17 protein-coding genes are annotated in these 20,888 nt (G+C 63.5%); 8 read left to right on the top strand and 9 right to left on the bottom strand.

The window, feature by feature from the left end:
* Positions 1-53 precede the first annotated feature (53 nt).
* Positions 54-950 carry a LysR family transcriptional regulator gene (locus ACM6IP_RS10180; RefSeq protein ID WP_414861418.1) on the top strand — a complete coding sequence of 299 codons (897 nt, stop codon included), beginning with the start codon at positions 54-56 and terminating at the stop codon, positions 948-950.
* Positions 951-955: 5 nt separating this feature from the next.
* Here ACM6IP_RS10180 and ACM6IP_RS10175 read toward each other — a convergent pair whose 3' ends face one another.
* Both ACM6IP_RS10175 and ACM6IP_RS10170 read right to left on the bottom strand, forming a co-directional pair.
* Complete coding sequence (locus ACM6IP_RS10175) at positions 956-2,059, bottom strand: DNA alkylation repair protein (RefSeq protein ID WP_414861417.1); 1,104 nt, start codon at positions 2,057-2,059, stop codon at positions 956-958.
* 91 nt (positions 2,060-2,150) lie between these two features.
* Positions 2,151-3,962, bottom strand: coding sequence for a monovalent cation:proton antiporter-2 (CPA2) family protein (locus ACM6IP_RS10170; protein WP_095168732.1), 1,812 nt, complete (start codon positions 3,960-3,962; stop codon positions 2,151-2,153).
* 231 nt (positions 3,963-4,193) lie between these two features.
* Here ACM6IP_RS10170 and ACM6IP_RS10165 point away from each other — a divergent pair, with 231 nt between their 5' ends.
* Positions 4,194-4,532 carry an FKBP-type peptidyl-prolyl cis-trans isomerase gene (locus ACM6IP_RS10165; protein ID WP_414861416.1) on the top strand — a complete coding sequence of 113 codons (339 nt, stop codon included), beginning with the start codon at positions 4,194-4,196 and terminating at the stop codon, positions 4,530-4,532.
* A 7-nt stretch (positions 4,533-4,539) separates the two neighbouring features.
* Here the strand turns inward: ACM6IP_RS10165 and ACM6IP_RS10160 are convergent, their stop codons facing one another.
* The gene (locus tag ACM6IP_RS10160; protein ID WP_414861415.1) at positions 4,540-5,646 is read right to left on the bottom strand and encodes a cytochrome P450; all 1,107 of its coding nucleotides are present in this window, start codon (positions 5,644-5,646) and stop codon (positions 4,540-4,542) included.
* 80 nt (positions 5,647-5,726) lie between these two features.
* On the opposite strand from ACM6IP_RS10160, the gene ACM6IP_RS10155 reads away from it, so the two are divergent.
* Complete coding sequence (locus tag ACM6IP_RS10155) at positions 5,727-6,491, top strand: ArsR/SmtB family transcription factor (protein WP_414861414.1); 765 nt, start codon at positions 5,727-5,729, stop codon at positions 6,489-6,491.
* Between the two features lie 125 nt (positions 6,492-6,616).
* Here the strand turns inward: ACM6IP_RS10155 and ACM6IP_RS10150 are convergent, their stop codons facing one another.
* The 5 genes from ACM6IP_RS10150 to ACM6IP_RS10130 all read right to left on the bottom strand — a co-directional run bounded on the left by ACM6IP_RS10150 (position 6,617) and on the right by ACM6IP_RS10130 (position 12,844).
* Positions 6,617-7,636: a branched-chain amino acid aminotransferase gene (locus ACM6IP_RS10150; protein WP_095168736.1), complete on the bottom strand. Its 1,020-nt coding sequence runs from the start codon at positions 7,634-7,636 to the stop codon at positions 6,617-6,619.
* A 242-nt stretch (positions 7,637-7,878) separates the two neighbouring features.
* On the bottom strand, positions 7,879-9,261 hold the full coding sequence (gene lpdA / locus ACM6IP_RS10145) for a dihydrolipoyl dehydrogenase (protein ID WP_414861413.1): 1,383 nt from the start codon (positions 9,259-9,261) through the stop codon (positions 7,879-7,881).
* Positions 9,262-9,264: 3 nt separating this feature from the next.
* Positions 9,265-10,548: a dihydrolipoamide acetyltransferase family protein gene (locus ACM6IP_RS10140; RefSeq protein WP_414861412.1), complete on the bottom strand. Its 1,284-nt coding sequence runs from the start codon at positions 10,546-10,548 to the stop codon at positions 9,265-9,267.
* Positions 10,549-11,607, bottom strand: a complete 1,059-nt coding sequence (locus ACM6IP_RS10135; RefSeq protein ID WP_414861411.1) for an alpha-ketoacid dehydrogenase subunit beta — start codon at positions 11,605-11,607, stop codon at positions 10,549-10,551.
* Position 11,608: 1 nt separating this feature from the next.
* Positions 11,609-12,844: a 3-methyl-2-oxobutanoate dehydrogenase (2-methylpropanoyl-transferring) subunit alpha gene (locus ACM6IP_RS10130; RefSeq protein ID WP_414861410.1), complete on the bottom strand. Its 1,236-nt coding sequence runs from the start codon at positions 12,842-12,844 to the stop codon at positions 11,609-11,611.
* A gap of 186 nt (positions 12,845-13,030) precedes the next feature.
* Between ACM6IP_RS10130 and bkdR the strand changes: the two genes are divergently transcribed.
* Entirely contained in the window at positions 13,031-13,519 is a 489-nt protein-coding gene (gene bkdR, locus ACM6IP_RS10125; RefSeq protein ID WP_095168741.1) for a Bkd operon transcriptional regulator BkdR, read from the top strand.
* A gap of 12 nt (positions 13,520-13,531) precedes the next feature.
* Here bkdR and ACM6IP_RS10120 read toward each other — a convergent pair whose 3' ends face one another.
* On the bottom strand, positions 13,532-14,395 hold the full coding sequence (locus tag ACM6IP_RS10120) for an MBL fold metallo-hydrolase (RefSeq protein ID WP_414861409.1): 864 nt from the start codon (positions 14,393-14,395) through the stop codon (positions 13,532-13,534).
* 161 nt (positions 14,396-14,556) lie between these two features.
* Between ACM6IP_RS10120 and ACM6IP_RS10115 the strand changes: the two genes are divergently transcribed.
* The 4 genes from ACM6IP_RS10115 (at position 14,557) to nahK (ending at position 20,759) form a co-directional block, all read left to right on the top strand.
* Positions 14,557-15,363, top strand: coding sequence for a sulfite exporter TauE/SafE family protein (locus tag ACM6IP_RS10115; RefSeq protein ID WP_159996229.1), 807 nt, complete (start codon positions 14,557-14,559; stop codon positions 15,361-15,363).
* 331 nt (positions 15,364-15,694) lie between these two features.
* A complete protein-coding gene (locus tag ACM6IP_RS10110) occupies positions 15,695-16,879 on the top strand; it encodes a porin (RefSeq protein ID WP_414861408.1) in 1,185 nt (394 codons plus the stop codon).
* A 153-nt stretch (positions 16,880-17,032) separates the two neighbouring features.
* Positions 17,033-18,196, top strand: a complete 1,164-nt coding sequence (gene nosP, locus ACM6IP_RS10105) for a nitric oxide-sensing protein NosP (RefSeq protein ID WP_401127893.1) — start codon at positions 17,033-17,035, stop codon at positions 18,194-18,196.
* Entirely contained in the window at positions 18,126-20,759 is a 2,634-nt protein-coding gene (nahK, locus tag ACM6IP_RS10100) for a hybrid sensor histidine kinase/response regulator NahK/ErcS' (RefSeq protein WP_401127733.1), read from the top strand. The genes nosP and nahK overlap by 71 nt, the downstream gene beginning before the upstream one ends.
* The last annotated feature ends 129 nt before the right edge of the window (positions 20,760-20,888 follow it).

Here is a 20,888-nt window from a genome sequence, read left to right as displayed (position 1 = left end):
AGCCGCTGTGCGTTTATAGACAGCGCCAAGTCCACGTTTAACAAGGAAGACCGATGTTCGACTGGAATGACCTGCGGTTTTTTCTCGAGCTGCAACGCAGCGGCCGCTTGCTGACCGCGGCCAAGCGCTTGAAAACTACGCATGCCACGGTGGCGCGGCACATCGAGGCCATCGAACAGAGCCTGGGCACCGCGTTGTTTGTCCAGCAGGCGCAGGGCTACCAGTTGACCCCGGCCGGCGAAGCGCTGCTTAAACATGCCGAGGCCATGGAAAATGTCGCGTTGCTGGCCCAGGAGGAAATCACCCAGTCCACGGCGCCCCTGGGCAAGATCCGCGTGGGGGTCACCGAAGGGCTGGGCATCATGTTTCTCGCCGGCCGCATGAGAGGCCTGTTCGACCGCTACCCTGGGCTTGAGGTGGAGTTGGTGGCCGTGCCGCGGTTCGTCAGCATCCTCAACCGCGAAGCCGAGATCAGCATTCATCTGGAGCGGCCGTCGGCGGACATGCTGGTCACCCGCAAACTCACCGATTACCGCCTGGCGCTCTATGCCAGCCAGGACTACCTCGACCGCGCGCCGCCCCTGCGCAGCCGCGAAGACCTGGGCCATCACGCCTGGATCGGCTATGTCGACGACCTGTTGTTCAGCCAGGAACTGATGTTCCTCAACAGCTTCTGCCGCAGCCCCCAGGTGGTGTTCCACAGTACCAGCGTGATCGCCCAGCAACAGGCGGCGCGCGCGGGTCTGGGGATCGCCGTATTGCCGTGCTACATGGCCAGTGGCGACCCGGGCCTGGTGCCGCTGCTACCGGCCGAAAGTATCCAGCGCAGCTACTGGATCAGCACCCGGCGCGAGCTGCACAAGTCGGTGCGGCTGCGGGTGCTGTGGGACTATGTGGTGCAGCTGTGTGAGCGCGAGCAGGCCCTGTTGCTGGGGCCGGAGCTGGCGTAGGCGCTTCAGCGGGTGATTTCGAAGGCCGTGCTCGCCAGTCGCTCGCCGTTGACCATGATGTGCACCGCGTGGGTGCCGGGGTAGTGCTTGCGGGTGGTCATGTCGCGGATCCGCTGGGCTCGGCTGATTTTCTGCCGGTTTCGGGCGGGCAGGGTCAGGCCCTTGAGCTTGAACACCTTGGTTGACGTCGCCCCCGAGGCCTTGACGTATTCGATGGCGTAATCCACCACCAGGCGCTGGGCGACATCGGCGGTGGACTGCAGGTCGAACGACAGGCTGATGCTTTGCCCCAAGGCGATCACGGCGGGTTCAATGCTCAGCTGATGAATCTCGACCTCAGGCTTGCCCCCTGCGCCAATCAGCGTCAGCGCCCGTTGATTGCCCTGCTTGATCAGGCTGCGCAACGCATGACGGGCGATCCAGGCGGTACGAGGATCCTCCAGCGACCAGCCCTCGAGAGTGTCCAGCACCCAGTCCGGGTGGTCCTTGGTGATGTCGTTGAGGTGGTTGGCCACTGACTTGCGCACGTACAGGCTGCTGTCGGCCTTGAGGTTGTCGATGATCCCGGCGGCCAGGGTCGGGTCGGCCTGGACCTGCTCCAGGCGGAACGACCAGGGCAAGCGGGGTCGGCTGCCTTCGCTGGCGAGCCGGCGCACGTGTTCGTTGGGGTCCAGCGACCAGTCGTGCATCAGGGCCAAGGTGCGTTCGAAGTCGCTGCGCAGGAAGTGCCGTACCGCAAATTCCGAGGAGCCGAAGCGAGTGAAGTGCTGCAGCGCGTCCATCGACAATTCAAAGGCGTGGCTGCCGTAGCGCGCCACGTAGTGGGCCAGGAACATGCTGACGAAGCCGCTGTTGAGGCGTGGCGCCAACAGGCGCAGGACCTCCAGCGTCTGCTCGTAGTCCAGGCCCAGCACTGCATGCAGGCACTCGGCGGTATGGGCCATGCGCTGCATCACCGACAGTGGTTCGAGTCCGTCGCAGGCCATGGCCAGGAACGCCTGGTGATCGAACGCTGGATACACCGCGCGCAGTTCACTGGCGATGTGGGCAAAGCGCTCGGCGTTGAAGATTTCCTTCAAGGCCGGGGAGGATTGCTCAGGGTTGCTCATTGAGGGTCCTTTGAAGATGGTGTGCGCAGTAGGAGCAAGCCGCAAGCGGGCACTCGCTCCTACAGTGGTGGAGGGGGCGCAAAGCGGGTTCCTATGCCGGCTTGGGGGTGTCCTCTTGCGTTTGGTCGGCCTCGAACAACCGGGCCAGTTCCTCCCGTGCTTCCTGGGCGGTCTGCATGACTTTGGCGGCATCGTCGTAGATCGCGCGCTGGGCTTCGAGCACTTGTTCGTCGTGCTGCTTGAAGGTTTCGATGCGCGCTGCGGCCTGGGCCTTGCTTAGTCCCAGGCCGATCAGGGTCATGCGGCTCATTTCCAGGCTGGAATGGAAGGTTTCCCGCACCGCCTCCGCGCCCAGGTCGACCAGGCGATGGACGTGCTGACGGTTACGGGCACGGGCGATGATTTTCATGTGTGGGTAGAGCCGGCGCACCAGTTCCGCGGTCTTGATGTTGGTGTCCGGGTCGTCGGTGGCAATCACGAAGAACTCCGCCTGCTCGACCTTGGCCGCGCTGAGAATCTCCGGGCGCATCGGGTCGCCGTAGAACACCGGCACACCGCCAAAACTGCGGGACAGTTCGATGGTTTCCACCGAGGTGTCGAGGGCCACGAAGCGGATTTTTTGCGCCCGCAGGATCCGCGCCACGATCTGCCCCATGCGGCCCATGCCGGCGATCACCACGCGCGGGGTGTCGGTGTCGATCTCACGCAGGTGCGGCGGCACGGCCACCGGCTCGACCTTGGGTTTGGCCAGGCGTGCGCACAGCAGCAACAGCAACGGGGTGACGGCCATGGACAGGGTGATGGTCAGCACCTGCAGGTCATACAGGCGGGCATCGAACAAGCCTTGGTCGCGGCCAATCTTGAACACCACGAAGGCAAATTCGCCGCCGGCTGCCAGGACGATGCCCAGGCGCACCGCGCTCACGCGGTTGAGCCCCCCGGCCATGCGTCCGACCAGGTACAGCAGCGGCAGCTTCAGCGAAATCAGCAGCACGGTCAGGCCGAGCACGGCAACCGGGGCGCTGAACAGCAGGCTGATGTTGGCGCCCATGCCCACGCTCATGAAAAACAGCCCAAGCAACAGGCCCTTGAACGGTTCGATCTGCGCTTCCAGTTCGTGGCGGTATTCGGAGTCCGCCAAGAGCAGGCCGGCGAGGAACGCGCCGAGGGCCATCGACACCCCGACTTCATCCATCAACCAGGCGGTGCCGATCACCACCAGCAGCGCCGTGGCAGTGGCTACTTCCGGCAGGCCGGACTTGGCGACGATGCGAAATACCGGGCGCAACAGATAGCGCCCCCCCACGACCACCACGGCGATACTGCCGAGTACCTGCAACCCATGGTTGAGGTCTTCGGCAGGGGTGGTGGTGTCATTGCCCCCGGCCAACAGCGGCACCATGGCGATCAGCGGGATCGCGGCGATGTCCTGGAACAACAGGATGGCAAACGCCAGGCGCCCGTGAGGGCTGGTCAGCTCCTTGCGTTCGGCCAGGCTTTGCAGGCCAAAGGCGGTGGATGAAAGGGCCAGGCCGAGGCCGAGCACGATGGCACTGTTGAGTTTCTGGCCGAACATATAGAACGCCAGCACGCCGATCACCGAGGCCGTCAAGACCACCTGGGCCAAGCCGACGCCGAACACCGCCTTGCGCATCACCCACAGTCGGCGCGGCGACAGTTCCAGGCCGATGATGAACAGCAGCAGGACCACGCCCAGCTCGGAAATATGCATCACGCTTTGCGGGTTGCCGATCAGCCCCAGCACGGCGGGGCCGATGAGGACCCCGGCCAGCAGGTAGCCCAACACGGCCCCCAGTTGCAGGCGTTTGGCCAAAGGCACGGTGAGCACCGCCGCAAACAGAAACACCACAGCGGCTTGCAACAGGTTGCCTTCATGGGGCATGAGTCACTCCTGGACAGTCAAAAAGATTAAACACGGGGCTGACACTCCGTCTGGTTCGACGCGCAGTGTAACGGTGGGGCACGTTGACTGCATCGGTGGATCAGCCGTTGGCCAGTCTGACAAGCAAGTGTTACGCCGCGGAGTGCCTGGTCTGATGCAGCGAATCCAGCACGCTGTCTGGGTTAAGATTGCCCACTGGCCAGTCGGGCCAGTGAACAGACGAGAGCAGCAATGAACGACGAATTACAGGTCATCGACCTGCTGGTGGGCAGCGGCAAAGCTGCGGTAAAAGGCGCGTTGATCACCACCCAATACCGCGGCTGCCTGGAAGACGGCACCGAGTTCGACTCTTCCTGGAGCCGCGGCAAGCCGTTCCAGTGCGTGATCGGCACCGGGCGCGTGATCAAGGGCTGGGACCAGGGCATCCTGGGTATGCAAGTTGGTGGTAAACGCCAGCTGCGGGTGCCGGCGCACCTGGCCTATGGCGAGCGCAGCATGGGCAGCATCCCGGCCAATTCCAACCTGGTGTTCGAGATCGAACTGCTGGAAGTGCTGACGCGGGACGACTGACTGATGCTCATTTTTCGCTGAACAGGGGGATCCGCCCGTTCAGCGAGGGGCGGTAGCGCCAGGCCAGTCGGCCGAAGTGCTCCCTGTGCGCCAGCAACTCGCGCAGGGTGGCACTGGCGATGCTCATGGCCAATGCCTGGCCGGGGCAGTGGTGGCGTCCGGCACCGAAACTCAAGCTGCGCCGGGCCGGGCGTTCGAGTACAAAGCGCTCGGGCTCTGGGTTGAGTTGCGGGTCGCGGTTGGCCGAGGCCAGCAACAGCAGCACGCTATCGCCGGGTGCCAGGCGCACGCCCTCGATCTCGCAGGGTGCGCTGACAAAACGCCGGGTATTTTGCACTGGCGGGTCAAAGCGCTGAACCTCTGCCACAAACCCATCGACTCGCCCGGGCTCCGGCAGTAGCCCTGGCTCGCGAATCAGCGCCAGTACGGCGTTGCCAATCAGCCCGGCACTGGCTTCGTACGTCTGGGAGAGCAGACCGATCAGGTTGGCCAGCAGGACTTCGCGATCAGTCAGGCCCTGGCACAGGCTTTCCAGTAGCGGGCTCTTTGCGTTCTCGGCGCTCAGTCGCTCGATGAAATAACCCTTCAATTGTTCGGCGGCCTGGTGGGCCGCGACCCGTTGCGCGGCAGTGCTCAGGGGCGAAAGGCAGGCGACGAAGTCCGCGGTCAACTGGCTGAGGGTCCTGCCTTCGCTGGGCGCGAAGCCCAGCATTGCGGCGAGCACCGCCACCGGCCCCAGGAACATGGCCTGGTGCAGGCCGGCGGCGTCTGCCGTGATCAGCCGGGCACGCAGCCGTTCGCCAACCTGCTCGGTGTCGACCCGCTCCAGCGCCGGCGCCATGGCCGAGCGCGGGCAGCGATGGGGTTCGCCGTCGTTCATCCGCATCAAGCGCGCGAACACCTGGCCGGCTTCACCCTGGGCAATTGCAGCGGGCACCGGTTCGAGTGCCGGGCGCACCCGGCAGTCGGCATGCGCCAGCACAGCAGCCACCGCCCGGGCGCTGCTGGCCACCCACAGACCCAGATCCTGGTCGAAGGCGAACCCGCCCGCAGCGCGCAGACTGGCGTAGTAGGGATAGGGATCGGCGTGAGTCGCGGCGATAATCGGGTCCATGGGACGCGGCCTTATGGGTAGTGGTAAGTCTTGTTACTATCCGGGGTTCGGCAGGACGACGATTCGTCCGGGAGCGAAATATGAGTGCAGAACAACACGACGTTGGTGTCTCGCAGGTGGCGGCAGCGATCGCCGAGCCGGCTCGGACCAAAATCCTCTGTTCGTTGATGGATGGCCATGCCCGTACCAGCACCGAGCTGGCGAGCATTGCCGAAGTCAGCACGTCGACCGCCAGTGCCCATCTGGCCCGGCTCAAGGAGCTGGCGCTGGTGCGCCTGCACGTACAGGGCCGCCATCGTTATTACAGTCTTGCCAATCAGCAGGTCGCCCAGGCCCTGGAAGCACTGATGGTGATCGGCCAGAGCGCCGCGCCGACCTTCACCCCGCGCACCCCGGATCGCCTGCAGTTTGCCCGTACCTGCTACGACCACCTGGCCGGTACTCTGGCGGTGCTGCTGCACGACCGGATGCTCGAGACCGGTTGGCTGCTGGTGACCGAGCAACAGGCGTACCGGTTGAGCGCGAGCGGCGAGGCGGGGTTCCAGCAGTTGGGCATCGAGGTCAGTGACTTGAGCGCACTGCGGCGGCGATTTGCCTGCCCGTGCCTGGACTGGAGCATGCGTCGACCGCACCTCGGTGGAGCGCTGGGTGCGGCCTTGCTGGCGACGGCGCTGCAGCGCAAATGGCTGGTCCAGGACCTGGACAGCCGGGCGCTGGCGTTGACCGCCACCGGGCGCAAGGAAATCGGCAGGCGGTTCGCAATCGAGTTGCCGAGCCAACTGCCGCCAGCGTCCCGTGAGACTCGCAAAACTGCACGCCGAGCACTCGTCAGTCCTGGGCTCTAGGGGCAGGGTGTTGCCTTGTGCTCGACGCATGGTTGCGCGCCCAGTCCGCAGCAGCGGCGCTGACAAAAAAGGCCCAGCCGACGCGCTAACGCCGGCTGGGCCTGTTCAGTGCCTGGAACGCTGGATCAGACCTTGACGATCCAGCCTTCTGGCGCTTCGATGTCGCCGGTCTGTACACCGGTCAGCTCTTTGTAGAGCTTCTGGGTGATCGGGCCAACTTCGGTTTCGCTGTGGAACACGTGCAGGTGGTCGTTGTAGCTGATGCCACCGATCGGCGTGATCACTGCGGCAGTGCCACAGGCGCCGGCTTCCTTGAAGTCCGCCAGCTTGTCGATGAACACGTCACCTTCCACCACTTCCAGGCCCAGGCGCGACTGAGCCAGCTCGATCAACGACAGACGAGTAATGCCCGGCAGCACCGAAGGCGACTTCGGCGTGACGAACTTGTTGTCGTGGGTGATCCCAAAGAAGTTGGCCGAGCCGACTTCTTCGATTTTCGAGTGGGTCATCGGGTCCAGGTAGATGCAGTCGGCGTAGTGCGCCTTCTTGGCCTGGGAGCCGGGCATCAGGCTGGCGGCATAGTTGCCACCGACCTTGGCCGCGCCGGTGCCTTGTGGAGCGGCACGGTCGAAGCTGGAGATCAGGAAGTTGTGCGGGGTCAGGCCGCCCTTGAAGTAGGCGCCGACCGGGATAGCGAAGATCGAGAAGATGAACTCAGGGGCGGTGCGTACGCCGATGTTGTCACCCACGCCGATCACGAACGGGCGCAAGTACAGCGCGCCGCCGGTGCCGTATGGCGGAATGAAACGCTCGTTGGCACGGACCACGGCCTTGCAGGCTTCGATGAACTGTTCGGTTTCGACGAACGGCATCAGCAGGCGTGCGCAGCTACGCTGCATGCGCAGGGCGTTCTGGTCCGGGCGGAACAGGTTGATCGAGCCGTCCTTGCAGCGATAGGCCTTCATGCCTTCGAAGCATTGCTGGCCGTAGTGCAGGGCGGTGGAGCCTTCACTGATGTGCAGCACGTTATCTTCGGTCAGGGTGCCTGCGTCCCACTCGCCGTTACGCCAGTGCGACAGATAGCGCTTGTCTGTCTTGATGTAGTCAAAACCCAGCTTGTCCCAATTGATGCTTTCGTTACCCATGACACCCTCTATCACTTAACAATCGCCTGAACGGTTCAAGGCTTCTGACGTTTTTCTGGATGGGCACAACAATACTTCATTCCGGGCCGGTTTCGCAGCCCAGACGATCGGACGAGAGGCAGATTAATCGTGTTGGCCTCAAGAAATCGCGGGCAAGCCCGCTCCCACAGTACGTCTAACCCATGTGGGAGCGGGCTTACCCGCGAAGAGGCCATCACCTATGCCCACCAATCGCCCCTGGATTACAGGTGCAGCGCATGCCCCAAGGCCCGCAATGCAGCCTCTTGTACCGCCTCGCCCAGTGTCGGGTGGGCGTGGATGGTGCCGGCGATGTCTTCCAGGCGAGCGCCCATTTCCAGGCTCTGGCCGAATGCGGCGGACAACTCCGAGACCCCGACCCCGACGGCTTGCCAGCCCAGGATCAGGTGATTATCGCGACGTGCCACGACCCGCACGAAGCCGCTTTTCGATTCCAGGGTCATCGCCCGGCCGTTGGCGGCGAACGGGAAGCTTGCAACGATGCAGTCCAGGCCCGCCGCCTTGGCTTCGTCCGGGGTCTTGCCGACCACCACCAGTTCCGGGTCGGTAAAGCACACGGCGGCGATGGCGGTGGGGTTGAACTCGCGGGTTTTGCCGCTGATCAGCTCCGCGACCATCTCACCCTGGGCCATGGCGCGGTGAGCCAGCATCGGCTCGCCACTCAAGTCGCCGATCGCCCAGACGTTGCGCATGCTGGTGGCGCAGCGGTTGTCGATCTTGATCGCCGCACCGTTCATCTGCAGGTTCAGGGCTTCGAGGTTCCAGCCCTGGGTGTTGGGTTTGCGTCCGACGGCCACCAGCACCCGATCGGTCGCAAGGCTCAGGGTGCCGCCATCCGGCTCCGTTACCTGCAGAGTATTTGCATTAGAATCAAAGCTTTGCACGCTATGTTTCAAGTAAAGCTTTATCCCGAGTTTTTTCAGCTCTTCGTGCACCGGCTGGGTCAGCTCGGCGTCGTAGGCTGGCAGGATCCGCTCCTGGGCTTCGACCACGCTGACTTCGGCGCCGAGCTTGCGGTAGGCAATGCCCAGTTCCAGGCCGATGTAACCGCCGCCGACCACCACTAGGTGTTTCGGCAGGCTTTGGGGTGCCAGGGCTTCGGTGGAGGAGATGATCGGCCCGCCAATCGGCAGCATCGGCAGGTTGACGCTTTTCGAACCGGTGGCCAGCAGCAGGTGCTCGCACTGGATGCGGGTGTCGCCGACGTCAACGGTCTTGCCGTCGACTACCTTGGCCCAGCCATGGATGACCTGGACCTTGTGCTTTTTCAACAGGGCCGCAACGCCGGTGGTCAGGCGATCGACGATGCCATCCTTCCACTCGACGCTTTTGCCAATGTCCAGGCTCGGCGCGGCGACGGTGATCCCCAGGGCCGAGTGCTGGTTGTGCTGGCGGGTCTGGTGAAACTGTTCCGCGACATGAATCAGCGCCTTGGACGGAATGCAGCCGATGTTCAGGCAGGTGCCGCCCAGTGCCTGGCCTTCGACCAGGATGGTATTGATGCCCAGTTGCCCGGCACGAATAGCCGCTACGTAACCGCCAGGGCCGCCGCCAATGATCAGCAGCGTGGTGTTCAGAGTCTGCATGTCTTACTCCACAAACAGCGTAGCGGGTTGTTCGAGCAAACCACGCAGGGCCTGGATGAATTGTGCTGCGTCCATGCCATCGACCACTCGGTGATCGAAGGAACTGGAGAGGTTCATCATTTTGCGGATCACGATCTGGCCCTTGATCACCATAGGCCGCTCGACGATCTTGTTGACGCCGATGATCGCCACTTCCGGCAGGTTCAGCACCGGGGTGCTGACAATTCCACCCAAGGCGCCGAGGCTAGTCAGGGTGATGCTGGAGCCGGACAGTTCGTCGCGGCTGGCCTTGCCGTTGCGCGCGGCCGTGGCCAGGCGGGCGATTTCCCCGGCGCTGTCCCACAGGCTGCGGGCTTCGGCGTGCCGCACTACGGGCACCATCAGGCCGATGTCGGCCTGGGTGGCGATACCCACGTGCACGGCGCCAAGGCGGGTGATCACCTGGGCTTCGTCATCGTAGCGGGCGTTGATCTGCGGGAAGTCGCGCAGGGCAACCACCAGGGCGCGCACCAGGAACGGCAGCAAGGTCAGCTTGCCGCGGCTCGCGCCGTGTTTTTCGTTGAGGTGCGCGCGCAGTTCTTCGACGGCGGTGACGTCGATTTCTTCGACATAACTGAAGTGCGCCGCACGCTGGGTAGCGTCCTGCATGCGTTGGGCGATCTTGCGGCGCATGCCGATGACCGGGATCTGCTCTTCGTCATGTCGTTCGCGGTAGGCATTGCCGGCCGTGGAGGTTGTCCCGGGGCCCTGTGTCAGGTAGGCGTCGAGGTCTTCGTGGAGAATGCGCCCGGCAGGGCCGGTGCCCTGGACCAGACGCAACTGGATACCAGCGTCCAGGGCATGCTTGCGCACGGCCGGCGAGGCCAGCGGACGTTCGTCGGCGGTACGAGCCACCGGCGCCTGGGGCGCTGGTCGGCAGGCTGCTGCAGGTTTGCTCGGCGCCACGGTCTCGACCTTGGGTGCGGGTGCCGGCGCTATTTTGGCGGGCTCGGCCTTGACCTCGGCCACGGCAGCCGGCTGTGCGGATTCCTTGTAGTTGCCCGCGCCTTCGACTTCGATGCTGATCAGGATGCTGCCCACGGCCATCACTTCACCGGGCACACCGCCCAGGGAAATCACCTTGCCGTGCACCGGCGAAGGGATATCGACCATCGCCTTGTCGGTCATCACATCGGCCAGTACCTGGTCTTCGACCACCAGGTCGCCAACCTTGACGTGCCACACCGACAGTTCTACTTCTGCAATGCCTTCGCCAATGTCCGGCATTTTAATAACGTGCGTGCCCATTCAGACCTCCATGACCCGTTTCAACGCCGCGCCCACACGGGACGGCCCTGGGAAATACGCCCACTCTTGCGCGTGCGGGTAGGGGGTGTCCCAACCGGTCACACGTTCGATCGGCGCTTCCAGGTAGTGGAAGCAGTGTTCCTGTACCAGCGACACCAGCTCGGCGCCAAAACCGCAGGTGCGGGTGGCTTCGTGGACGACCACGCAACGGCCGGTCTTCTTCACCGAGTTGACGATGGTTTCCAGGTCCAGCGGCCACAGGCTGCGCAGGTCGATGACTTCGGCATCGATCCCAGTTTCTTCAGCCGCCACCTGGGAGACATAGACGGTGGTGCCGTAGGTAAGGATGGTCACGTCCTTGCCCGGACGGGTGATTGCCGCGACGTCCAGTGGCACGGTGTAGTAGCCGTCCGGTACCTGCGCGGCCGGGTGTTTCGACCAAGGGGTCACCGGGCGGTCGTGGTGGCCGTCGAACGGGCCGTTGTACAGGCGTTTCGGCTCGAGGAAGATCACCGGGTCATCGTTTTCGATGGAGGCGATCAGCAGGCCCTTGGCGTCGTAGGGGTTGGACGGCATCACGGTGCGCAGGCCGCAGACCTGGGTGAACATCGCTTCGATGCTCTGGCTGTGGGTCTGGCCACCGTAGATGCCACCGCCGCACGGCATGCGCAGGGTCATCGGGGCGGTGAACTCGCCGGCCGAGCGATAACGCAGGCGGGCGGCTTCGGAAATGATCTGGTCGGATGCCGGGTAGACGTAGTCGGCAAACTGGATCTCGGCCACCGGGCGCAGGCCATAGGCACCCATGCCGACGGCGACGCCGACGATCCCGCTTTCCGAGATCGGTGCATCGAACACCCGCGAGGTGCCGTACTTGTTCTGCAGGCCTTCGGTGCAACGGAACACGCCACCGAAGTAGCCGACGTCCTGGCCGAACACCACTACGTTGTCGTCGCGCTCAAGCATCACGTCCATGGCCGAGCGCAGGGCCTGGATCATGGTCATGGTGGTCGTGGTCATGGCGGTTTCCAACTCGATTTTATTGTTGTGATCGTTCATGTCAGATCCCCAACTCCTGGCGCTGGCGCTTCAAGTGCTCCGGCATCTCTTTATAGACGTCCTCGAACATGGTCGCGGCGCTCGGGATCTGGCCACCGGCCAGGGTGCCGTACTGCTCGGCTTCTTTTTGCGCGGCAATCACTTCGGCTTCCAGCTCGGCGCTCAGGGCCGTGTGTTCCTCGTCGGACCAGTGGCCATTTTTCACCATGTGCTGCTTCAGGCGGGCGATCGGGTCACCCAAGGGGAAGTGGCTCCAGTCGTCGGCAGGGCGGTACTTGGACGGATCATCGGAAGTCGAGTGCGGGCCGGCGCGGTAGGTGACCCATTCGATCATGGTCGGGCCCAGGTTGCGGCGCGCACGCTCGGCAGCCCAGGCGGACGCGGCGTAGACCGCGATGAAGTCGTTACCGTCGACCCGCAGCGATGCGATGCCGCAGCCCACGCCACGACCGGCGAAGGTGGTGGCTTCACCGCCGGCAATGGCCTGGAAGGTGGAGATCGCCCACTGGTTGTTGACCACGTTGAGGATCACCGGCGCGCGGTACACGTGGGCGAAGGTCAGGGCGGTGTGGAAGTCCGACTCGGCGGTAGCGCCGTCACCGATCCAGGCCGAGGCGATTTTGGTGTCGCCCTTGATCGCCGAGGCCATGCCCCAGCCCACGCCCTGGATGAACTGGGTCGCCAGGTTGCCAGAGATGGTGAAGAACCCAGCGTCCCTGACCGAATACATGATTGGCAATTGCCGGCCCTTGAGCGGATCGCGCTCGTTGGACAGCAGTTGGCAGATCAGGTCGACCAATGGCACTTCACGGGCCATCAGGATGCTTTGCTGACGGTAGGTGGGGAAGCACATGTCGTCGATGTTCAGGGCCAGGGCCTGGGCACTGCCGATGGCTTCTTCGCCGAGGCTCTGCATGTAGAACGACATTTTTTTCTGACGCTGGGCGACCACCATGCGGTTGTCATAGATCCGCGTCTTGAGCATGGCTCGCATGCCTTTGCGCAGGATATCCACCGACACGCCTTCGGCCCACGGGCCCAGGGCATTGCCCTGGTCGTCGAGCACGCGGATCAGGCCACGGGCCAGGTCGGCGGTGTCGGCCGGTTCTACGTCGATTGGGGGTTTGCGCACAGTGCCCGCATCGGTCAGATGCAGGTAGGAGAAGTCGGTTTTGCATCCAGGACGGCCCGATGGTTCAGGCACGTGCAGGCGCAGCGGTTCATACGCTTCTTTCATGGCTTCTACGCTCGATCTTGTGAATTTCTTGTAGTGAGCTGACGTTCATCCTTCGGGTCGAAGGAATCTTGTCCTACAACAATCATAGGCCCGGCGCAGAAGAATATTTATCTCTGTTTCGTTGCACTTGAGATCATTTGAGGATAAAAAATCTGCATAAACATAAAAAACAGGTGGTTTTGTCTCATGCGCAAACTGGACCGTACCGATATCGGCATTCTCAACAGCCTTCAGGAGAACGCGCGCATCACCAATGCCGACCTTGCCCGCTCGGTGAATCTGTCGCCCACGCCCTGTTTCAATCGGGTCAAGGCCATGGAGGAGCTGGGGCTGATTCGCGAGCAGGTGACGCTGCTGGATGCTGATCTGCTGGGGTTGCATGTCAATGTGTTCATTCACGTCAGCCTGGAGAAGCAGGTGGAGGAGGCGCTGCAGCATTTCGAGGAGGCGATTGCCGATCGTCCGGAGGTGATGGAGTGTTATCTGATGGCCGGGGATCCGGACTATCTGATCCGGGTGCTGGTGCCGACCATTCAGTCGCTGGAGCGCTTCATGATGGATTTTCTGACCAAGGTGCCGGGGGTGGCCAATATTCGCTCCAGTTTTGCCCTTAAGCAGGTGCGGTATAAGACGGCGTTGCCTTTGCCGGCGAATGGGTTGACGTTGGGGGGGTGACGCGTCTCGGCTTCAGAGCTGGTTGATCGGGATTTTCAGGTACACCACGCCATTGTTTTCCGGCGGCGGCAGGCGGCCTGCTCGGACGTTGACCTGGATCGCGGGCAACAGCAGGGTTGGCATGTCCAGTCCGGCATCACGTTCGGTGCGCATGGTGATGAATGTGGCGGCGTCGATGCCGTCGTGTACATGGATGTTGTGCGCGCGCTGCTCGCCGACGGTGCTCTGGCACTGTGGCGGGCGGGCGGGTGGCGGGTAGTCGTGGCAGACGTAGAGGCGGGTGGCGGCGGGGTAGGCCAGCAGGCGCTGGATCGAGGCGTACATCTGCGCGGCGTTGCCGCCGGGGAAGTCGCAGCGGGCCGTGCCGACATCTGGCAGGAACAGGGTGTCGCCCACCAGGATCAGTTGCTCGTCGATCAGGTACGCCATGTCTGCCGGGGTGTGCCCAGGCACATGCAGGGCTTTGGCCGACAGGTTGCCGATGGCAAAAACCTCGTCCGGCGCAAATAGATGATCGAACTGCGAACCGTCGACAGCAAATCCCGTTTCCAGGTTGAACAGGCCCTTGAACACCGCCTGTACCTGGCTGATGGCCTGGCCGATGGCGATCTTGCCGCCCAGTTCGCCGCGCAGGTAGGGCGCGGCGGACAGGTGATCGGCGTGGGCGTGGGTTTCCAGCAGCCATTGCACCTGCAGTCGGTGTTCGCGCACGAAGTGGATAATCCGCTGGGCCTGGACCGTCGAGGTTTTTCCGGATGCGGGCTCATAGTCGAGCACTGGATCGACGATCGCGCAGGCGCCGCCATCGGTTTCGTAGATCACGTAGCTGTAGGTCGACGAGGCGGGGTCGAGGAAGGCTTCAATCAAGGCGGGCATGGTGGCCGTTTCTGTCGGGACAAGCCTTGAGGGTAGTGGCTTCTTCCCTGGCTTGACCAGCCCCGGGACAAATCAATGCAGGAAAAAAGCCGCGCGCGCTCTATCCTGTCAGGCATCGATACCGGGCGTTCCCGGCTTTTTTCGCGGACCGTGAGTGTTTTATGTTGCTGGCGAGTTTTTTTGGTGTGGTGATGGGGTTGGTGCTGGGCTTGACGGGGGCAGGGGGTGGCATTCTAGCGGTCCCGGCGTTGGTGCTCGGTCTGGGCTGGAGCATGACCCAGGCGGCCCCGGTGGCTCTGTTCGCGGTGGGCAGCGCGGCGGCGGTGGGTGCCATCGATGGTTTGCGCCACGGCCTGGTGCGCTATCGCGCGGCGCTGTTGATTGCGTTGTTGGGCGCGGTGTTTTCCCCTCTGGGCATTTATTTCGCCCATCAGTTACCGGAAAAAATCCTCATGCTGCTGTTCAGCCTGCTGATGGTCATGGTGGCCGTGCGCATGCTGCGCCGTGAACGCCAGGACGCCGGGCCGAGCGATCACGGTCACGCCAACTGGGGGCAGAAGAACTGCATGCTCGACCAGCAGACCGGGCGCTTTTCCTGGACCGCCAAGTGCACCGCAACCCTGGCCGCACTCGGCGCGGTGACCGGGGTGGTGTCGGGGTTGCTCGGGGTGGGCGGTGGGTTCCTGATTGTCCCGGCGTTCAAGCAACTGACCGACGTGCAGATGCGCGGGATCGTCGCCACATCGTTGATGGTGATCAGCCTGATTTCGCTGATTGGCGTCATCGGTGCCTTCCACGCCGGCGTACGTATCGACCGCCTGGGTGTGGCGTTCATCGTCGCCAGCATCCTCGGCATGCTGCTCGGTCGCAGACTCTGCGCCCATGTTCCGGCTCGCGCGTTGCAGGTCGGCTTTGCCAGCGTGTGCGTGGTGGTTGCGCTGTACATGCTGGTAAAGGCCCAGGCCTGACGAGCAGAACCCAGCTCCACAAATTCGCGGGTTCAATGCAAAACCCACGAGCACCGCAAATCCCTGTGGGAGCGAGCCTGCTCGCGATAGCGGTGGGTCAGGTGCTATCCATGTTGGCTGTGTCGGCCATCGCGAGCAGGCTCGCTCCCACGGTAAAGAGGCGTACGCCGAAAGTGGCGGGCCCTTGGCCGGGGCCGGTCTTACACCGTAGTAGCTGAGCATCACCCGCCAGTCCAAAGCACCTGGCAACCGCCTCCAAGGCAGCGTATGACGCCGCCGGTCGGCTTTCGATAATCGCCTCCGACATCAAGTCCCCGTTGCGGAGCGCGCCATGCACAACAATAAGAACTTCCAGCACCGTTTCTTGCCAGCCTTCATCGCCAGTCTGTCGACCCTCGGCCTCAGCTCGTTCGCCCAGGCCGATATCATGCTCTACGACAAGGACCAGACCACATTCTCCACCGACGGCTACATCAACGCGTTCTACGTCAACAGTGACGTTGACCGCACGGGTGATCAGTACGATCGGCGGCAGTCGCGGGTGAAGATGGGTTTTTTGCCCAACTACCTGGGCTTCAACATGGGCAAGCAGGTCGATGACCTGAAACTCGGCGCCCGCGCTTCGTTCTGGGTGACCATCAACGACAGCGAAACCAACGGCACCGACACCGCCATCGACGTGCGCCAGTTCTACGGCACGGTAGCCAACCCCGAGTGGGGCGAGGTGCTGATCGGTAAGGATTTCGGGTTGTTTGCCCGTTCCAACATCCTGCTTGACGAATTGCTGGCCGGTTATGGCCAGGTCAGCGACACCCTGGGTCTGGTGGATGGTGGTGGAGTGTCGTTCGGCAACATCGGCACCGGCTACCCGTACCCGTTCCCGACTTCGCAAATCACCTACCGCACGCCAGTGCTGGACGGGTTGCGGGTGGCCGTGGGGATCATGGACCCGGTCGACACCAACGACAGCAGCCCGACCGGCAAGGCCTACCAGGAAAACCCGCGGACCGAGAGCGAGATCACCTACCAGTTCGACCTCGCCGGGGCGAAGATCTACAGCTGGGTCAACGGCAGCTACCAGACCTCCGACAACACCGATTCGAGCGTCGATACCATTACCTCCAAAGGCGTCGGTTACGGCGTGCAGGCCAAGATGGGCGGGCTGTCGCTGACCGGTTCGGGCTTCCAGGCCAAGGGTATCAACCCCTTCTACACCAACAACGCCGGCGAACCCACGCTGCGCAACGTCGACAGCGACGGCTACTTGTTGCAGGGCTCCTACAAGCTGGGCAAGAACCGCCTGGCCCTGTCCTACGGCAAGACCAACGACGATGGCAACGGCGTGGTCGGCAGCGGCGCGGACTACGAGACCCGGGGCATTGCCCTGTTCCACGACGTCAACGACAACCTCAAGCTGGTGGCCGAGTACAACCAGTTCGAACTCAACGGCCACGATAGCGACGCACAGAACGAAGACACCGATACCTTTGCCGTGGGTGCGGTGCTGACCTGGTAACCCCCCGGTGTGGCGCTGGCTGTGCGCATCACGGCCGGCGTCGCACCCCTCTCATCCCATCGAAGTGCCAGACCGCTACCCAAGTAGCATAGGTCACGGTCCGTGGCCTTCGTACACTCAAGCCTCAACCATGCGCACCTGCCGGAGGCGACGATGCAGCAGGTCCAGAGTGAAGGGATCGTCAGTGCCATGTCCCAGGCCAGTGACGCGCAACAGGTAGCCCAGGAGCTGGCGCGGCAGTTGTTGCATCCGCACTTGGGGTTCGTGCTGTTTTTCTGCTCCGCCGAGTACGACCTGCAGGCGCTGGGCCAGGCCCTGGCGCAGGGGTTCGGCGGGATCCGCCTGGTGGGCTGCACCAGTGCCGGGGAAATCACCCCCCAGGGCTACGGCCGCAACTGCGTAACGGCGGTGGGTTTCGATCACCGGCACTTCTCTATCTCTACCGCGCTGATCGACGAGATGGAGCACTTCAGCCTGATCGACGCCCAGCAGATGGTCGAGCGCCTGGTCAGTGGCTGTCGCAGCAACACCCTGGCCCCGATCAAGGGCAACAGCTTTGCCCTGACCCTGCTTGACGGGCTGTCCAGTCGCGAGGAGATGGTGCTTGCCGCCCTCAGTGCAGCCTTGGGCGACATCCCTCATTTCGGTGGTTCGGCCGGCGACGACAATTACCTGACTCACACCCATGTGTACTTCGACGGTGCGTTTCACAGCGGCGCGGCGGTGGTGGTGCTGGTCAATACCTGGCTCGACTTTGAAGTGTTCACCACCCACCACATCCTGCCGCGTGCGGAAAAACTGGTGGTGACCGGTGCCGACAGTCCTTCCAGGCGGGTATTCGAACTCAACGCCGAGCCAGCCGCCGAAGAGTACGCCCGGCACATTGGCGTGCCGGTGGCCGAGCTCGACCACCGGATTTTTGCCGCCCACCCCTTGGCCGTGCGGATCAACCAGCAGTACTACGTGCGGGCGATCCAGCAAGTGCACCCGGACCTGAGCCTGAGTTTCTACTGCGCCGTGGAAAACGGCATTGTCCTCACCGCCATGACGCCGGGGCCGATGCTGCCGAACCTGGAGCAGCTGTTCGCGGGCTTGCAGGAGCGCCTCGGCGAGCTGCTGCTGACCATCGGTTGCGACTGCTTCCTGCGGCGCCTGGAACTGGAAGACAGCGGCAAGCTGGAGCAGATCGGCGGGTTTTTGCGGGACCAGCGGGTGATGGGTTTCAACACCTACGGAGAACAGTTCAATGGCATGCACATCAACCAGACCTTTACCGGGGTTGCCATTGCCCGTGGCCGATCCCCAGCAAAACGCTGAGCTGCAGGCGCAGATCGCCAGCCTGCAGCGCGACAACCACAAACTGGCGCGCATCAACAGTGCCCTGATCGAGCGCATCGAATCCGGCGTCACCCGGGGCAACGACCCCTATGCGGCGTTCCAGCACTCGGTGGTGCTGGCCGAACAGGTGCGTGAGCGTACCGATGCGCTGAACCAGGCGATGGCCGAGCTCAAGGCCGGCAATCACCTGCTCAGTGACGCGCGGCTGCGGGCCGAGACGGCGCACCAGCACCTGATCGATGCCATCGAGAGCATTTCCGACGCCTTTGTGCTGTTCGACGCCGACCAGCGCATCGTCCTGTTCAATAGCCGCTTCAAGGCGTTCTGGAGTAACAGCCGGGTGCGGATCATCGCCGGCATGCGCCTGGGCGAGGTCAAGCGCCTGATGGCCGGGACCGGGCTGTTTACCGAGGAACCCCGGGGCAGTGCCGACGAAAGCCTGCTGTATCGCCTGCAGAACGGGCGCTGGTTGCAGGTCAGCGAGCGGCCGACCCAGGAAGGCGGGCGGGTGATCCTGTTCACCGATATCACCGAGGTCAAGCAAAGCGAGACCGCGCGCCGTGAGCAGGCGGTGGCGCAGAAATCCCATTTGTTGCAACGGGCGGTGGACAACCTGTCCCAAGGGGTGGCGATGGTCAACGCCGAGGGCGTGCTGGAACTGTGGAACCGGCGTTTTCTCGAACTCAGCGGACTGGCTCCGGTGGCCGCCCATCGACCGTTCAGCGAGGTCATCGGCGACAGCGAACTGCAACTGCTGACCCCCGCCAGTCGCGACGCCAACGGCCGCCCCGTGCAGGAGTGCGAACAGCGCCTGTACGATGGCCGGGTCCTGGAGATCCGCACCCATCCATTGCCCACCGGCGGTTTCGTCAACACCTTCACCGATATCACCGAGCGCTACCAGCACGCCGAAGCGCTGAGTGAAAGCGAGCGCTGGATCCGCCTGATCACCGACCACGTGCCGGCCCTGATCGCCTACCTCAACGCCGACCTGGTCTACGAATTCACCAACAAGGTCTACGAAGAGTGGTACTGCTGGCCGCGCGGAGTGATGCTCGGCCAGAGCCTGCGCGAGGTCCACAGTGAGCAGCACTACCAACGCCTGGAAGCCTATGTGGCGCGGGCGCTGGCGGGCGAGAGCGTGACCTTCGAGTTTGCCGAGACCAACATCAACAATCAGGAGCGCTACATGCTGCGCTCCTACGTGCCCAATCGCCTGGCCAGCGGCGAAGTGGTGGGGATCTTTGTGCTGATTCGCGACATCACCGAGCGCCGACGGACCGCCGAGGCACTGCACCAGGCCTATCAGAACCTCGAGCTGCGGGTGCGCGAACGCACCACGGAGCTGACCACCCTCAACACTCAACTGCGCAGCGAGATCGACGAGCGCCGGCGCGTCGAATCGCGGCTGCGCGAGGCCAAGCTGGAGGCCGAGCGGGCCAACCTGTCGAAGACCAAGTTTCTCGCCGCGGTCAGCCATGACCTGCTGCAACCGCTGAACGCCGCGCGGTTGTTTACCGGGGCCTTGCTCGAACGCCGCGAGCCCCAGGCCAATGAAGTGCTGGTGCGCAATGTCAGCAATTCGCTGGAGGACGTGGAAAACCTGCTGGGCACCCTGGTCGATATTTCCAAGCTGGATGCCGGGGTGATCACTGCCGATATCGCGCCGTTCGCCTTGAGCGAGTTGCTCGAAAACCTCGCCGCGGAGTACACCCAGGTGGCTCGCAGCGAGGGCCTGGAACTGCACTTCGTGGCCTGTTCGGCCTTGGTGCGCAGTGACATCCAGTTGCTGGCGCGGATCCTGCGCAATCTGCTGAGCAATGCCATCCGCTACACCTACAGCGGCCGCGTGGTGTTGGGATGCCGGCGCCAGCACCAGCGGCTGTCGATCGAGGTCTGGGACAGCGGCATGGGCATCGCCGAAGATCGCCTGGAGGAAATTTTCCAGGAGTTCAAGCGCGGCGACGTGCAGCGCCCCCATCAGGATCGAGGGCTGGGCCTGGGGTTGGCGATCGTCGAGAAGATCGCCGGGATCCTCGGCCACCGTATCCACGTGCGTTCCTGGCCGGGGCGCGGCTCGGTATTTTCCGTGGAAGTGCCGCTCAGCGCCACTGCGCCCAAGGCCCTGCCAAGCCTGGTCATCAGCGAGCCGATGTTGGAGCGCCTGCGGGGCGCGCGGGTGTGGGTACTGGATAACGACGCGGCGATCTGCGCAGGCATGCGCACCTTGCTTGAAGGCTGGGGCTGCCGGGTGGTAACCGCGTTGTCCGAGCAGGACCTGGCACGCCAGGTGGACAACTACCACGCCGAAGCCGACTTGCTGATCGCCGACTATCATCTGGACGACGAGCAGAATGGTGTCGACGCCGTGGCCCGGATCAACGCCCGGCGCGCCTGTGCGATTCCGGCGATGATGATCACCGCCAACTACAGCAACGAGCTCAAGCAGCAGATCCGCGAGCTGGGCCATACCCTGATGCACAAGCCGGTGCGGCCGATGAAGCTCAAGACCGCGATGAGCCATTTGCTCGGCCGGGTGTAGGCCTGGGTCGGGCGCCCTGGGGAGCTTTTTATCGGCAATTCGGCCTGCGGATAACCCCCCGGCTGTTCGTCCCCATGCAAAACCCGGCTGTGGCGGGTATCCTTGCCACGCGAGGTTACACGTCTGGAT

Source organism: Pseudomonas sp. IT-P176, from assembly GCF_949767245.1.
In the GTDB taxonomy this organism is placed as follows: Bacteria; Pseudomonadota; Gammaproteobacteria; order Pseudomonadales; family Pseudomonadaceae; genus Aquipseudomonas.
The sequence above is the reverse complement of the archived record's forward strand: the minus strand, read 5'-3'. Positions and strand labels throughout refer to the sequence as shown.